Here is a 14,575-nt window from a genome sequence, read left to right on the forward strand (position 1 = left end):
TTTATTGAGTGTCCTACTTTTTTCGGTATACACGTTGTACATCAGGCATAACACGGATGCGGCGCATGATGTTGGCAACATGCACCCTATCTTTTACTGTAACGCCTAAGTCTATTATGTATAAATTACTTTCTTTTTCATCAGTCGCAATTTCAACAATATTCGCGTTGGTAGTTGCAACTACGTTAGTAAGTTTCGCGAGCGCACCTTGGTGATTAATAATTTCGACTCGTAAGGCGGCGATATATTCTTTTTCTGGGTTATCTTCCCATTTTACAATGACATATTTTGAACGTTCATTCTGCCAACCTTTAATGTTTTTACACTCTTGACGATGAACAGTTAGGCCTTTACCTTGGCTCACATAAGCTGTGATTGCATCGCCAGGCACAGGTCGGCAGCATTTTGAGTAATTAACCAACATGCCTTCTGTACCAATTATGGCAGCTTTGGCTTGTTGTGCTATGTTTTCTAATCCTTCATCCGCTTGTAATAGTCGTTTTGCCACCAGTACGCTCATGATATTACCGCTGCCGATCTCGACAAGTAATTCAAGTAATGTTGATAAGTTCTGTTCTTCGAGCACTAAATCGACTTGTTCAGTGGCTATATCATCGAGCTTTTGTTCGCCGAGAGCGGAATCTAGAAGTCGACGACCAAGTAATATGGCTTCTTCTTGATGTTGGCTCTTCAGGTAGTTTCGCACGCCTAAACGTGCTTTACCGGTCACGATGAAGTTTAACCATGTCGCGTTCGGATGTGCGCCAGAGCTGGTAATAACTTCTACTGTTTGGCCTGTATCGAGTGCTTTGCTCAATGGATATGGCTTGCGGTTAACGCGCGCACCGACACAGGTATCACCCACATCAGTATGAACCGCATAGGCAAAGTCGACGGCGGTTGCACCCATTGGGAGTTCAACAATACGGCCGTCAGGCGTGAAGACATAAATCTCTTCTGGAAACAGTTCTGTTTTAACGTTTTCTACAAATTCAAACGAAGACCCTGCGCTTTGTTGCAGCTCAAGCAAGCTTTGCATCCATTGACGAGCTCGTTGTTGTGCTGTGTTGCCTGCACTGTCACCTGATTTCTTATACATCCAATGCGCAGCAACACCCATATCAGCCATTTGATCCATATCGAGTGTACGAATTTGGATCTCTACGGGGATCCCGTGTGGGCCGACTAATGAGGTATGCAGCGATTGATAGCCATTCGTCTTAGGCACAGCAATATAGTCTTTAAAGCGTGTTTCAATGGGTTTATAAAGGTTATGAGCGACCCCAAGCACGCGGTAGCACGTATCCATGCTATTTACATTGATCCGAAATGCATAAATATCCATGACTTCTGTGAATAAAAGTTCTTTATTGAGCATTTTTCGGTAAATACTATAAAGGTGCTTCTCGCGTCCGCTGACAGAGGCTTCTATGCCAGATTCCCTTAGGCGGGATTCAATTTCTGTTTGTATATTGCTGATCACTTCTTTGCGGTTGCCGCGGGCTTTGGCGACTTCAGATTTTAGCGCGCGGTGTCGCATTGGGTAGAGTGCTTGAAAACCCAAATCTTCTAATTCGTTTTTTATATCGTGAATACCTAAACGATTGGCGATCGGTGCGAATATTTCTAGTGTCTCACGGGCAATGCGGCGTCGTTTGTCTGGGCGCAGCGCACCCAGTGTTCGCATGTTATGGGTTCTATCTGCCAGCTTGATTAAGATCACACGAATATCTTGTGTCATCGCCATGATCATTTTTCGATAGTTTTCAGCTTGGAATTCTTTTTTATCTTTAAAGCTTAATTTATCTAGCTTACTAACCCCTTCAACCAGTTCAGCAACGGTACTACCAAAGATCTCTGCTAAATCTTGTTGGCTAAAGTCAGTGTCTTCAATCACGTCGTGCATTAGCGCTGCCATGAGTGTTTCATGGTCAAGCTTCATACCTGCTAATATCTGCGTCACTTCAACAGGGTGGGTGATATAAGGTTCGCCACTTGAGCGCGTCTGTCCTTCATGAGCTTCGCGCGCAACGACATATGCTTTTTGTACTAGCTCAACGTCGGCAGGCGGTAAGTACTCAGAGATTTTCTTTTTTAGGCCTTCAAAAAGGTACATTCACACTCCGATGTTCCAGTGAAGTAATAGATATGTTACGAATATACGATGAATTTCAAGATAAACCAACGGCTAGTTGGGACTTTATGGCGATTACATAAATAAAAGTATGAGGGATCCAAAGTAACATGCGTAATTTAACGCTGTTAAAAACAGCAATGCCAGCAAAAGGTGCTGGCATTGTCGTATTTTATTTGCAGTTTATTAGCTGTTTCCGCCAACAATTGCTGCTACAGCTGCAAGTTCAGCTGCTTCTTGGTTTTGTTGCTCTTCACGATCGATTAGATCAAGAGATGAGCTGTCTACCAAGCCTTTTTCAATTTCACGCAAAGCAATAACCGTTGGTTTGTCGTTTTCAGGATCAACCATAGGATCTTTACCACCTACAGCGATTTGACGAGCGCGACGCGCTGCTACCAAGATTAAATCAAAACGGTTACCAATTGCATCTACTGCATCTTCTACAGTTACGCGAGCCATCGAAGCACTCCAAAGTTATTCATTTCCAAAAGGCTAGTTTACTGCACACGAGCCATTTCGCCAAGTGGGTGGTTAAAATTTATCTCGATTTTAGTTTAAAAGATCGCAAATGAGGGGATGATGACGTACTTTCTGTGCACGGAGTTCCAATCTAGCTGCAAGTACAATACTCTCAAGCTGTTTTAACGTGGTATCAAAGTCATCATTGACCAGCACATAGTCAAACTCAGCATAGTGTGAGCTTTCAGATTTGGCTTGTGCCATTCTATCTGCAATCACCTCTTGCGAGTCTTGCCCTCGGTTATTTAAACGCTGCTCTAATTCAGCACGAGATGGCGGTAAAATAAAGATAGTTTTAACATCAGGTACAAGTTTTCGTACTTGCTGTGCACCTTGCCAATCGATATCTAAAAATACATCAATACCTTGAGCTAGTTGGTTCTCAATAGCCGCTTTCGATGTACCGTAATAGTTATCAAAAACTTGTGCCCACTCGAAAAAGTCATTTTTTTCAATTAGGCTTTTAAACTGCTCAACATCGACAAAGTGATAATGCTCAGCATTTTGCTCGCCTGGTCTAGGATTTCTGGTGGTATGAGAAACGGAGACTTTTATATCATCATGAATATTGAGTAATGCATTGATGAGACTAGACTTACCCGCACCGGAAGGTGCTGATAATATAAATAAATTACCGCGTGCTGTTTCAGTCATACTAAACCGCCAAATGAAAGAGTAGGCGTGCTTACCTACTGATGAAAATGAATGTAAGCGCGTATTTTAAACCTTCAGGCACATAGAAGCCAGAATTACAGATGCAGGAAATAAAAAAGTACCTTAGCGTTAGCTAAAGTACTTTTTGGATTACATAAGCTTAAACTAGTTGCTTTTCTCGACTTTGGCCGAGCTAAGCCCTTACTGTTTATTCTTTTGTGTAAGCTTGTCCTTTGGTGATCCACTCTTTTGGTTGTTCGCCTTTTAAATGAAAATCAAAATATTCCATCATGCGAATTGAAAAATCGAGTTGATTAGGGAATTTTTTAAGATGATGAGGCTCGCCTTCGTATTGTAATAAGATCGCATCCTTATCTAATCGTCTTAATGCCAAATAATATTGAATGCCTTCTTGCCAAGGCACGGCACCGTCTTTATCACCAAACATCATTAAAATAGGCGTATTTACTTTATCGGCAAAAAATACCGGAGAGTTTTCAATATAAAGGTCGAGTGCTTTATGCAAAGGCTTACCGATACGACTTTGTCCGGTTTCATACTGAAACTGTCGTGCGAGGCCCGATTTCAAACGAATTCCACTGTAAGCTGACGTCATATTAGTTACTGGCGCGCCAGAAACAATGGCTTTGAACATATCAGTTTGTGTGATCATGTAGGCACTTTGGTAGCCAGCCCATGAATGGCCCTGTAAGCCAATTTTATCTGGATGTGCAACGCCAATATCGATGAGTTTTTGTGCCGCATTAATCATTGTTTGTGTTGAAGATGGTCCTGGTTTACCGATTTCAAATCGAATGTCAGGTAAAAATAGTGCATAGCCATTTGACGTAAACATAGGGAAGTTAGGGCGATGATTTAATTCCATTTTAGGAAAGTCATACATACGCTGGCTCATATAACGGTAGAAGTATATAACCACTGGTAACTTGTCGCCTTTTTTGTATCCAGCTGGCTTAATCAATACGCCTTGTAAGTCTTCCCCATCATGACCTTTATATTGTACTAATTCAGGCTTTTGACCCCATGCAAATTGGCTTACTTGGGGGTTAAGATCCGTAATTTTCTGTGGGTTTTTAAAATCACTGCTCACTTGCCAAAAATCGGGAAATTCATGATAACTTTGCTTTGTAAATAGTAGCTTATCGCTGTGTTTTGCGCGTTTTACTACATCAAATCGCGCTGCATCTTTGAGTACGGTGCGTACTGTATTGTCTTTTAAGGATAAGGTCGCAATATGGGTTTGTTTATTATTTAAATTGTGGGCGCTGAGTACGAGGGTTTGCTCTGGTGTATAACCCGTCGCTGTTTTGTTTAGCTTGCGTACGCGATATTGCGTGTTGGTAGCTTGACCATTGGTTAACCGTGTTGCTTGTGCTGTGGTTACATCAAATGCCCAAATGTCGTGTTTGCTATAAGCATATAAGGTACTGCCATCGACTTGCCAACCAGCAAATCGGTAACTGCTTTGCTCTTTGGGGTAATCATGTTTATCATCAGCAAAAATCGCAGTATCAATTTTGTTGGTGAGTGAAACTTGCTGTTGGGTTGCTAAATCTTTTAACCAGATCTGCTTATCTTCAAAATAAGCTGCATGGTTACCTGTAGGTGATAGGGTCGGTTTAAAACGAGTATGTGTGGTAATGGTTGTCTTATTACCATTTTGTACATTGATTGCATAATAATCTTGGAAAAAACCGTTATACATTACCTCTTTTAAATGTGCTGTATTATCACTGCCAAGTAAGTATTGTGCTTCGGTATGTAACGTTAAATTTTTGACTTGAGGGGTCGAAAGCTGTGCAACATGTTGACTATTTATATGGTAAACAGCGTGATAATGACGATGCTTGTTAGTCTCTTTCCATGTTTTAATTTCTCTTGGTTTAATCTCTGGGTCTGCGTTGTGCCATACTTTTAAGCCTTTTTGGGCGCGAATAGTATCGTAATCGGACAGGGATTTTTTGTCTGAGTATTTTAGTTCAGGGGCTTTGTTTTCAAGCAACGGACGGTTTTGAAAATATAAACGTTCTCCGCTTTCTGACCAGACGAGTTTAGCGGTTTTTGCGCTAAACCACCCTTTGGGGTTATCTATATAGGTCAGCTTATTGTCGTGTGCATCCCAAAGCGTCACTTTATAATCTCTGCGCCTAACATCATCATTGATATAATTACCCATATTAAATGCGACTGTTGGGCTTGTGGGATGCCAGAGCGCTTGGCTGAGAGTAACCCCAGGTTCTTCAAAAAGGCTACTTTTTATCTGTGAATCGAGGTCGAAAAACCCTATTTGGTTTTTGCTGCCATCGTCGCTACTTTGCGCAAAAATAACCCCATGATTGTTTGGGCTTAGTGCATATTCACCTACTTGTTCAATGCGGTGAGTTTGGTTGTTCGCTAAATTAACAATGACGAGCGGATAATGCTTGTCTTTCTTATCTGCGCCAATATGAGATTTTGACTCATTGGCGTTGGTCTTTTTTTCTGGCTCAAGTTGCTCTCGGTAAGTTAGCCAACTGCCATCATTGGAGAGCTGATAATCTTTGACATTTGAAAACGATAGCTGCTTTTGCGTCTTAGTATTAACCAGTACTAAATTATTGGTCAGTTGCTTTTTTTCTTTTTTGGTTGCCGTTTCTTTTTTTAATAAACTGGGGCTTTGTGTAAAAGCAACCCAAGTGGCATTTTTGGCAATTGCTGGTTTGATACCGCGCTCGACCTGGGCAAGTAATGTATTATTATCAAGCGTATAAACGTGACCTACGGGGTCGCCTCTGTATGGTGCAGCTGAAAACGATAATATCGCGCCATTTTCTGAAAGCTGCGTGTTATTCGCATAGCTAAAATCGAATACGTCTTTAAATTCAAGTGACTGTTGGCTATGTACCGCGTTACTCAGCAGTAAGCTGGTCATGGCCAATGATGTTAATTTGATCATGTTGATTGTTCTTAGAGTGTGAAGCTTTAAGAGAGTTTTAGCACTTTTAGCGAGGGTAAAGAAGTGTTGTGCGTTTAGTGCATGTGTTAAACGGATAAACAACATTACAGTAGATGATAGGCGTTATACCTCAGCAAATTTTTATTAGACGACAATTTAGTGTATTGGAGTGAGCAATACTCACTCTGCTGAGCGTGAATGCTTCTTTAAATCAACCAAACCTTTTGTAGCTCTTTCCATTGCATTTCAAATTGTTGGCTAGGTAAAGCGGTGAAGTCACTGCGTACAAATTGGTTCATTTTCCCTTCGACATAGGCTAAGAAAAAATTAGCCAATGCTGCTTCATCGGTTGAAAAAGCTTTCCCTTCACGGAGTTTTCGCTCTCGTAAAACTTGCTTAAATTGCGTTTCTAATTTTTCGAATAGACCTTGCACGCGCTCTCTGAGTCTTTCTTGTTCACCTTGAAGCGCATCGCCTGTTAAAATTCGTGTGATACCTGGGTTCTTTTGAGCAAAAGTGAGTAATAAAACCAAAATGTTATAGATACGATTTTGTGTTTCTTTTTCATTATCTAAAATCAGGTTAATACGTGAAAGTAGGGTATTTTCGATGAACTCTATCAAGCCTTCAAACATACGGGCCTTACTTGGAAAGTGTCGATATAGCGCTGCTTCTGATACGCCAACTTCAGCTGCCAACTTTGCCGTTGTGATACGTTGCCCCGGGCTTGTTTCTAACATCTGTGCAAGAGACTGCAAAATTTGCTCTTTGCGGTTACTACGTTTAGTCGCTGGCATGTACCTTCCTTTATTTATCATTATTATGGTCAGTGCAAACCCCAAGCTGCTTACACCAGTACTCGGGGTCTTATGTTAATGTTTTATTCAGTTTGGTGCTAGCTTTTTCCCGCGCGGTTAATTAAGACGTTTAGATAACGCGTGCATGACTTGCATTGCTAATTGTTGCTTGCTCGTTGTGGGTAAATTCAGGCAATCATCAGACCAAAAAAGGGACAAGGCATTATCATTTGCGTTGAAACCTAATCCTTCTACGGACACATCATTGGCGCAGATCATATCCAAATTCTTGTTTTTGAGTTTGGCTTGTGCGTACTGTTGGATATCTTGTGTTTCAGCTGCAAAGCCGACTGTGTATGGCCTATTTTTTTTAAGCTCGGCAACGTGTGCAATCACGTCTGGGTTTTTTACCATCGTGAGGGTTATTTCATCGCCTTGCTTTTTGATTTTGTGTTCTGCAATGGTCGCGGCTCTGTAATCAGCGACGGCTGCACAGCCAATAAATACATCTGATTGGGGTGCTAGTTGTAGTGCCGCATTTAACATGTCTCTTGCACTTTCAATAGGGAATAGCGTTGCCCCTTCGGGTGCAGAGAGTGAAACTGGGCCACTTATCAGGTTGACGGTTGCGCCGAGTTCAAGCGCGGCTTTTGCTAATGCAAAACCCATTTTCCCTGAGCTGTGATTACTTATGTAGCGAACAGGATCTAAAGGTTCTCGAGTTGGCCCCGCTGTGATTGTGACTGTTTTTCCATGTAGAATAGGGGCTTGTACTGGTGCTAAACATCGCTCTACAAGCTCAAGAGGTTCTAACATTCTGCCTGCACCCACATCACCACATGCTTGCTCGCCTTTACCTGGGCCCCAAATGGCAATATCACGGGCACGTAACGTCGCGATGTTTGCTTGTGTCGCTGGGTGGGCATACATTTGTTGGTTCATAGCGGGGGCGACAGCAACTTTAGCAGGCGTTGCTAACAATAAAGTGGTGAGTAGGTCGTCCGCTATTCCGTGTGCCATTTTGGCGAGGATGTTGCAGCTGGCCGGAGCCACTAAAATTAAATCAGCCCATTTTGCAAATTCTATATGGCCCATGGCAGCTTCAGCACTTGGGTCTAGTAAAGAGTCTGCGACCATTTCACCGGAAACAGCTTGCATGGTGAGCGGGGTGATAAAGTGTTTAGCTGATTCAGTCATGACAACTTTCACTTTACAACCGCGTTCTGTCAGTCGCCTTACCAGTTCTGCACATTTATAGGCTGCAATGCCACCGCTTATACCTAACACAATATTTTTGACAGGTTGGCTCATATTTAGACACACCATTGATGAAGAAAGTTTGTTTGGTGCTAAAGATACCACACCAAAGCCACCCTGTTTAGATAGGGTAAATACAGATTTTAAAAACGCACAATGAGTGACTACACTTTAATAACTACATGGATGCACCACTAAGGATAGAAAATGCAGCTAAATGTGTTACCTAAACAGAGTCGGCCACGAGAAAAGTTACTTAAACAAGGGCCAAGTATGCTCACAGATGCTGAGTTGCTAGCGATTTTTCTTCGTACGGGTGTGACGGGGATGAATGCGGTAGAGCTGGCGGACTCACTACTGAAACAAAATCACTCTCTTCATAACTTGTTCAATGCAAGTCTTACAGAGTTCTCAGCTTATAAGGGATTAGGTGAAGCAAAATATGTTCAATTACAGGCTGTTTTAGAATTAAGTAAGCGCTATTTAAAAGAGCAATGTCACCGCGATACTATTTTTACATCGCCCGATGCAGTCAATGATTATTTGACAATTCAGTTGAGGGGTTTAGGGCATGAGGTGTTCATGGTGTTGTATTTAGATAATCAAAATCGATTGATCACAGATGAAGTGTTGTTTACAGGTACTATTAATAGTGCTTCGGTTTACCCCAGAGAAGTTGTCAAAGCAGCACTCAAACACAATGCCGCTGCTGTCATCTTTGCACATAATCACCCCAGTGGGTTGGCTGAACCAAGTCAAGCAGACAAAATAATTACGAAAAAATTACAAAATGCTTTAGCTTTGGTTGATATAAATGTACTTGATCACCTCATTGTTGCAGCTGAGCGGTGCGTGTCTTTTGCACAACGAGGGCTAATTTAGCGTGTTTACCTAGGTAAAGTTGTAAAAAACATCGCTTTGCGCGCATTTTTACAAAATAGTTTAATTTAAATGCAGTTTTTACTTTCCCTAAGGGCATTCGATCATTATAATTGGCCGCTATCAAATTTACACATGAGCTGATTAGATAGGATCAGATCCTTGATCTCTACCTGTATATGCTGTATAAAGAGCGCCCTCTGATTTACCCTGGGGCCACAGTAATGTCCAAGGGAAAATTAAGCTCGAGCGAAGTTATTGGAGATACATAGACATGTCTAAAGTCTGTCAAGTTACAGGTAAGCGTCCAGTGGTTGGTAATCACCGTTCACACGCGCGCAACGCTACTAAGCGTCGCTTCCTACCTAACCTACAAACACACCGTTTCTGGGTTGAAAGCGAAAAACGTTTCGTTTCATTACGTACTACTACTAAAGGTATGCGTATTATCGATAAAAAAGGCATCGACGCGGTTCTTACTGAAATCCGTGCTCGCGGCGAAAAAGTTTAAGGAGCTGGGATATGCGTGATAAGATCCGTTTAGTTTCTACTGCTGGTACTGGTTATTTCTACACTACCGACAAGAACAAGCGTAACATGCCTGAAAAAATGGAAATCAAAAAGTTCGATCCTAAGGTTCGTAAACACGTGATTTTCAAAGAAGCAAAAATCAAGTAATTTTGCTTTTGAAAGAATATCAAAAACCCAGCTTCGGCTGGGTTTTTTGTTTTTAACAGTATCATAATTTTAGATGTGTACTGTCTCTGCACTTCGTTATTCTACTCAGGCTAAGTTTTTAACTGGTTTATATGAAGAGGGCTTGGATCACTTTGGTACTTTTGGACCTAAAGGCCGTTTAATAGGCATTTCTTTTACTTTTACAGGGGCCTTCTCTAATATCATTACAGGCCGAGTAACAAACAAGTTATTGGGGTAAATGACTTTGTGACCATCAAGGTGCTGTAATGCAACATGCATCAACCCCATTTCAGTAATACGCCCCTCGATATGGTTTGCTCCATCAATAATGCGCACCCATGATCCAATACGGCAATCATTCTGAATGAACATAATTAAAAATGAGGTCAAATTACTTAGCAATGACCAGCCAGCAAATAACGCGACACCTAACATCGCAAATAATGAAGAGCCAAGTACGAGTAGTCCTTTAAGTTCAATGCCCCAAAATACCAGTAGCAAGCAGGTGAGTAATAAGGCCACAATAATGCGTATGAGTAGTTCAGCACGTTGTTGACGGTGACTATCAATTTTTCCTTTTGTTAAGTGAGAGAGTAACTGCTTGCATAAGCGTATTGAAATAGGAAAAAGTAATATCACAACCAGAGTGATCACAAGGCGGTATTGGGCTGAGATGAAATCGACTATCGACACGATATAATTCAAGTAATGCACTCTATTTTAGTAAAGGGGATGAAATTTAAAAACGATTTTTGACGGTAAACAACCATTGTACGTTATCTATATTATCAGGGCCATTAATGGGGGCTGCTACATCTAAGTGTAAGACTAACCCTGCATTTGCCCTGCTGGGAGCAAGTCTCAGGCCTGCGCCAATGTTCTTTAAATAATTAGGGTCACTGTGTACTAATGTATTGCCTCTAATTCGGCCAATATCAAAATACACCGCGCCGCCTACTTTGAATAATTGTAAGAGGTCATACTCCCAATAGTATCTGCGTTCGATATTAACTAAAACGCTTTTACTGCCATGCTGGTAGTTAACAGGAAAGCCTCTTAGGCCAGTTTCGCCACCTAAGGTCAGTTGTTGATCCGCCGTAAGGTTTTTAGCAAACCTGAGTTGTACATTGGCATACCATGAGTCTTGAATACTGGTATTTAAATAATATTGTGCGCCAAGTTGCGTAATGAGGTTTCTCGCTGTGTTGTCTTGGCTATTCCATTGGCCTGAAAAAGAGAGGTTAATACGCCACAAGCTATGATCTGAGGTATAGTGTGCTTTATTAGCCGAGAACTGATAAATAAGGTGGTTATCATCATCGCTTAGGCTTTTATCTGAGTAGCCCAATAGGGCATTAATATCCCAACCTAAATTTAAATCTTCAGTACGATATATGGAGTCAAAGTTACGTACTTTTATAAATTTATCTTCTAACCACTGAGTTTGGATATAGGGGTAACTCAAGGTGCGATTATGTGCCAATGGCAAAGTTGTTTTTAGAAGTGGATTAAATGTTTGTTGCTCATAGTGATAACCCACCGTGAGTCGCTGTGTCCAGTTATTAGTGAGCTGTTGAGCATGGCCAAAATAGACTTTACTGACTTCAGTTTGTTGGGAAAACTCAGAAACTGTTTCGCCATCTTCATAAAGTGATTCTGTGCGTTTGTCGTTAAAGTTTAAAAAACCATAGCTATAAGGTGTATCAGTAGAGAAAAAAGGATAACTCACGCCTACATAGTGACGCTCACCATCATCATTATCAGCGTATTCGAGTCGGCTTCGATAACGGGTAGACATAATATTAGGATCATCATAGACAAAGAGATAACCAGAGCGGTCTTGATCTTTTGTATGAGTGAGAGAAAGGCGCTTACCCCAACCGAATAAATTACTTTCACGAAAGCCAATTCGTGATGAATTTTCTCCGCCGCTGCGGCTAAAGCTTAAATCTGGTAGCAGCGTCCACAAATCTCGGGTCACCACCGTGACTGTGATATTGCCTTCGCAGTTTTCATCTGCATAGACGCGTGCATCATACAAATAGCTTTGTTTTCGCAGTAGACGCTCAGACTCTATAATTTTTTTGATTGAGTATTCATCCCCTTCTGAGAATAACAACAATGTCATTATGACCGTCGGTTCAGTGGTTATATGCGCTCGATTGGCAAAGCGAAATACCGGGTTATTTTCTGCGGGAATACTGGTATCAAACACATTTAATTGCGCTAGTTTAATGTGTGAAATTGTTTTGTCTTGTCCCTCTTTAGGTAAATCTGTATTGGCGTCAAGCTGCCGAGTGAGGGTGATATCATTATTGGTAACCTGTGTTTGATTTGCACACGCTTCTGTATGAGGGTGGTCAAGCACTGAGGGGGCGCTATAACTTAAGAAAGAGCAAAAACAGCATAATATGAGCGTTATTTGTGTTTTTATACTCACGTTTATAGCACTCCAAAATGATCAGCAATAAATAGTACTATCGAGATATATACGACAGTTGATTATTTAAGTCTATCTGATTATTGGAAACTTGTTAGTAAATATTTAGATAAATTAATGAGTTGCTCTTGTGATCCTGCGCCTTCAGGGGCTATCCATATACTGTCTGTATAGTGTTCAAAGTTAATATTAAATGTACTATTTTCATAACTGAAGCGGGTTTGGTGGCGATCTGCACCTTCAAGCTCTTCTACGATAGCAATATCAGGTTGGTGTAAAAATAGTTTAGCCCAGAATAAAAACTCGTCTGCCTCAGGGAGCTCAGTAGGCGTAATTAATAAGACATGATGGATTGGATCTAGTGTTATGTTGGTCATAAGTAGCTCTGGATATATTTAACTTGTGGCTAGGTAGTTGCGGATCAGTTGCATAAAAGGCGCGCCGTATTTACTGAGTTTGGTAAAGCCAACACCAGATACAGAAAGAAATTCGCCATCGGTTGTTGGTGTTAATTGGGCCATTTCTGCAAGGGTTTTATCGTTAAATACTACATAAGGAGGTACATCATCTTCATCAGCGAGCTGCTTACGCAGGCTACGTAATTTGGCGAAGAGTTTCTTATCATAATTAAATTGGGCTAATTTATCCTGATATACGTGCTTAGCTTGTAAACGCGGCTCTGCTAATTGCAGTGCATATTCACCTTTTAAAACCGAACGGGCTGCTTCGGTGAGCTTTAAACTTGCACCTTGCGTGATGTCTTGGGTTAAGAGACCATGATGGATCAATTGTCGTAAGACACTTAACCAAAATTCATTACTTTTGTCTTTGCCGAGTCCATAGGTGCTCAATTCGTGATGTTGATTATCTCGAATGCGACTGGTGTTTGCCCCTCTTAACACATCAACAATATAGCCTAAGCCAAACCGTTGTTCGGCGCGATAGACGCAAGAAAGTGCCTGCTGTGCGACTAAAGTGCCATCAAATCGTTTTGGCGGGTTGAGACAAATATCACAGTTGCCGCAAGGCTCTCGTTGATATTCACTAAAATAGTTGAGTAATATTTGACGTCGGCAAGTCTGCGCTTCTGCAAAACTGGCCATCGCATTAAAGCGCTGTTCTTCAACACGTCGGCGCTGCTCGTCTTCGATGTCTTCAAAAAAGCGTTTCACTCTGCCTATGTCTGCAGGGTCGAAGTACATGATGGCTTCAGCGGCTAAACCATCACGGCCTGCTCTGCCGGTTTCTTGATAGTAAGCTTCAATACTTTTTGGAATATCATAATGTAATACAAAGCGCACATTGGGTTTGTTGATCCCCATACCAAACGCTACGGTGGCGACGACAATATGAATATCATCACGCGCAAAGGCGCTTTGCACAAATTGCCTTTGTTCATTACTCATGCCTGCATGATAGGCCGCGGCATTAAAGCCTGCATCAGCGAGTTTTTCTGATATTTCATCAACGCGTTTACGGCTGGTGCAATAAATAATACCGCTTTGATTCTGTTGCTCTTTTAAATACCGCATTAATTGCGATAGGGGTTTAAACTTTTCTTCAATAGTGTAGCGAATATTCGGTCTATCAAAACTACCAGTATGGATATATGGGTTCTGTAAACTCAGCTGGTTGACGATATCATAGCGAGTGGCAGTATCTGCTGTCGCAGTTAATGCCATCATGGGGATCGCTGGAAAGTGCTGTTTTAATTCGCTCAAGCGGCAATAATGTGGTCTAAAGTCATGTCCCCAGTGCGATACGCAGTGCGCTTCGTCTATCGCGAACAAACTGACCGGCAAATGATGCAGGCGCTCAATAAATTCGTACTGCAGTATTTTTTCTGGGGCAACATAGAGTAGCTTTACATCGCCATCATGGACTCGTTGATATATAGCATGCTGTTGTTCTCGAGGTACGCTGTTATTTATAAACTCAGCACTGACCCCTAATGCTTGTAATTGCGCTACCTGGTCTTGCATGAGTGAAATGAGCGGAGATACCACCACAGTGATCCCATCAAGTACCAATGCAGGGACTTGATAACACAGTGATTTACCACCGCCTGTAGGCAGTAGTACTAAGCTGTCTTGGCGCGCTAAAGCAGCATCGATCACCGCTTTTTGACCATCTCGAAATTCACTGTAACCAAAAATATTTTTTAGTACAGAGTCCGCGTTGTGTTGAGTATGTGCAAGAGTATCCATCGAGGGGCATTTTAGAGGTTTTTTAGCGCC

13 protein-coding genes are annotated in these 14,575 nt (G+C 41.6%); 3 read left to right on the forward strand and 10 right to left on the reverse strand.

Going from position 1 to position 14,575, the window contains the following annotated elements; all coding sequences use genetic code 11:
* Positions 1-13 precede the first annotated feature (13 nt).
* The 6 genes from spoT to coaBC all read right to left on the reverse strand — a co-directional run bounded on the left by spoT (position 14) and on the right by coaBC (position 8,374).
* Complete coding sequence (spoT, locus tag BGP78_RS02790; RefSeq protein WP_119859976.1) at positions 14-2,116, reverse strand: bifunctional GTP diphosphokinase/guanosine-3',5'-bis pyrophosphate 3'-pyrophosphohydrolase; 2,103 nt, start codon at positions 2,114-2,116, stop codon at positions 14-16.
* A gap of 204 nt (positions 2,117-2,320) precedes the next feature.
* The gene (rpoZ, locus tag BGP78_RS02795) at positions 2,321-2,596 is read right to left on the reverse strand and encodes a DNA-directed RNA polymerase subunit omega (protein WP_010364220.1); all 276 of its coding nucleotides are present in this window, start codon (positions 2,594-2,596) and stop codon (positions 2,321-2,323) included.
* Between the two features lie 90 nt (positions 2,597-2,686).
* Positions 2,687-3,310 (reverse strand): guanylate kinase, encoded by a 624-nt coding sequence (gmk, locus tag BGP78_RS02800; protein WP_119859977.1) that lies wholly within the window; start codon positions 3,308-3,310, stop codon positions 2,687-2,689.
* A gap of 208 nt (positions 3,311-3,518) precedes the next feature.
* Positions 3,519-6,266, reverse strand: coding sequence for a prolyl oligopeptidase family serine peptidase (locus BGP78_RS02805; protein ID WP_119859978.1), 2,748 nt, complete (start codon positions 6,264-6,266; stop codon positions 3,519-3,521).
* Between the two features lie 206 nt (positions 6,267-6,472).
* Complete coding sequence (gene slmA, locus BGP78_RS02810; protein WP_119859979.1) at positions 6,473-7,063, reverse strand: nucleoid occlusion factor SlmA; 591 nt, start codon at positions 7,061-7,063, stop codon at positions 6,473-6,475.
* 117 nt (positions 7,064-7,180) lie between these two features.
* Entirely contained in the window at positions 7,181-8,374 is a 1,194-nt protein-coding gene (gene coaBC, locus BGP78_RS02815) for a bifunctional phosphopantothenoylcysteine decarboxylase/phosphopantothenate--cysteine ligase CoaBC (protein ID WP_182912203.1), read from the reverse strand.
* 153 nt (positions 8,375-8,527) lie between these two features.
* On the opposite strand from coaBC, the gene radC reads away from it, so the two are divergent.
* The 3 genes from radC (at position 8,528) to rpmG (ending at position 9,877) form a co-directional block, all read left to right on the forward strand.
* On the forward strand, positions 8,528-9,202 hold the full coding sequence (gene radC / locus BGP78_RS02820) for a DNA repair protein RadC (RefSeq protein ID WP_119859980.1): 675 nt from the start codon (positions 8,528-8,530) through the stop codon (positions 9,200-9,202).
* Between the two features lie 271 nt (positions 9,203-9,473).
* Positions 9,474-9,710 (forward strand): 50S ribosomal protein L28, encoded by a 237-nt coding sequence (gene rpmB / locus BGP78_RS02825; RefSeq protein WP_010364213.1) that lies wholly within the window; start codon positions 9,474-9,476, stop codon positions 9,708-9,710.
* Positions 9,711-9,721: 11 nt separating this feature from the next.
* Positions 9,722-9,877 carry a 50S ribosomal protein L33 gene (gene rpmG / locus BGP78_RS02830; RefSeq protein WP_010364212.1) on the forward strand — a complete coding sequence of 52 codons (156 nt, stop codon included), beginning with the start codon at positions 9,722-9,724 and terminating at the stop codon, positions 9,875-9,877.
* 147 nt (positions 9,878-10,024) lie between these two features.
* Here the strand turns inward: rpmG and BGP78_RS02835 are convergent, their stop codons facing one another.
* From BGP78_RS02835 to recQ, 4 genes are all read right to left on the reverse strand, one after another.
* The gene (locus BGP78_RS02835) at positions 10,025-10,591 is read right to left on the reverse strand and encodes a mechanosensitive ion channel domain-containing protein (RefSeq protein ID WP_119860076.1); all 567 of its coding nucleotides are present in this window, start codon (positions 10,589-10,591) and stop codon (positions 10,025-10,027) included.
* Between the two features lie 46 nt (positions 10,592-10,637).
* Complete coding sequence (locus BGP78_RS02840) at positions 10,638-12,344, reverse strand: hypothetical protein (protein ID WP_119859981.1); 1,707 nt, start codon at positions 12,342-12,344, stop codon at positions 10,638-10,640.
* 74 nt (positions 12,345-12,418) lie between these two features.
* Positions 12,419-12,715: a DUF3630 family protein gene (locus BGP78_RS02845; protein WP_119859982.1), complete on the reverse strand. Its 297-nt coding sequence runs from the start codon at positions 12,713-12,715 to the stop codon at positions 12,419-12,421.
* Between the two features lie 18 nt (positions 12,716-12,733).
* Positions 12,734-14,545, reverse strand: a complete 1,812-nt coding sequence (gene recQ, locus BGP78_RS02850) for a DNA helicase RecQ (protein ID WP_119859983.1) — start codon at positions 14,543-14,545, stop codon at positions 12,734-12,736.
* Positions 14,546-14,575 lie beyond the last annotated feature (30 nt).

This window comes from Pseudoalteromonas sp. MSK9-3 (genome assembly GCF_003590335.1).
Taxonomy (GTDB): domain Bacteria; phylum Pseudomonadota; class Gammaproteobacteria; order Enterobacterales; family Alteromonadaceae; genus Pseudoalteromonas.

Excerpts from the sequence above, each read along its gene's own strand:
- rpmB (WP_010364213.1), top strand. The coding sequence starts at position 9,474 with ATGTCTAAAGTCTGTCAAGTTACAGGTAAGCGTCCAGTGGTTGGTAAT.
- rpmG (WP_010364212.1), top strand. The coding sequence starts at position 9,722 with ATGCGTGATAAGATCCGTTTAGTTTCTACTGCTGGTACTGGTTATTTC.
- BGP78_RS02845 (WP_119859982.1), bottom strand. The coding sequence starts at position 12,715 with ATGACCAACATAACACTAGATCCAATCCATCATGTCTTATTAATTACG.
- coaBC (WP_182912203.1), bottom strand. The coding sequence starts at position 8,374 with ATGAGCCAACCTGTCAAAAATATTGTGTTAGGTATAAGCGGTGGCATT.
- rpoZ (WP_010364220.1), bottom strand. The coding sequence starts at position 2,596 with ATGGCTCGCGTAACTGTAGAAGATGCAGTAGATGCAATTGGTAACCGT.
- slmA (WP_119859979.1), bottom strand. The coding sequence starts at position 7,063 with ATGCCAGCGACTAAACGTAGTAACCGCAAAGAGCAAATTTTGCAGTCT.
- gmk (WP_119859977.1), bottom strand. The coding sequence starts at position 3,310 with ATGACTGAAACAGCACGCGGTAATTTATTTATATTATCAGCACCTTCC.
- radC (WP_119859980.1), top strand. The coding sequence starts at position 8,528 with ATGCAGCTAAATGTGTTACCTAAACAGAGTCGGCCACGAGAAAAGTTA.
- recQ (WP_119859983.1), bottom strand. The coding sequence starts at position 14,545 with ATGGATACTCTTGCACATACTCAACACAACGCGGACTCTGTACTAAAA.
- spoT (WP_119859976.1), bottom strand. The coding sequence starts at position 2,116 with ATGTACCTTTTTGAAGGCCTAAAAAAGAAAATCTCTGAGTACTTACCG.
- BGP78_RS02805 (WP_119859978.1), bottom strand. The coding sequence starts at position 6,266 with ATGATCAAATTAACATCATTGGCCATGACCAGCTTACTGCTGAGTAAC.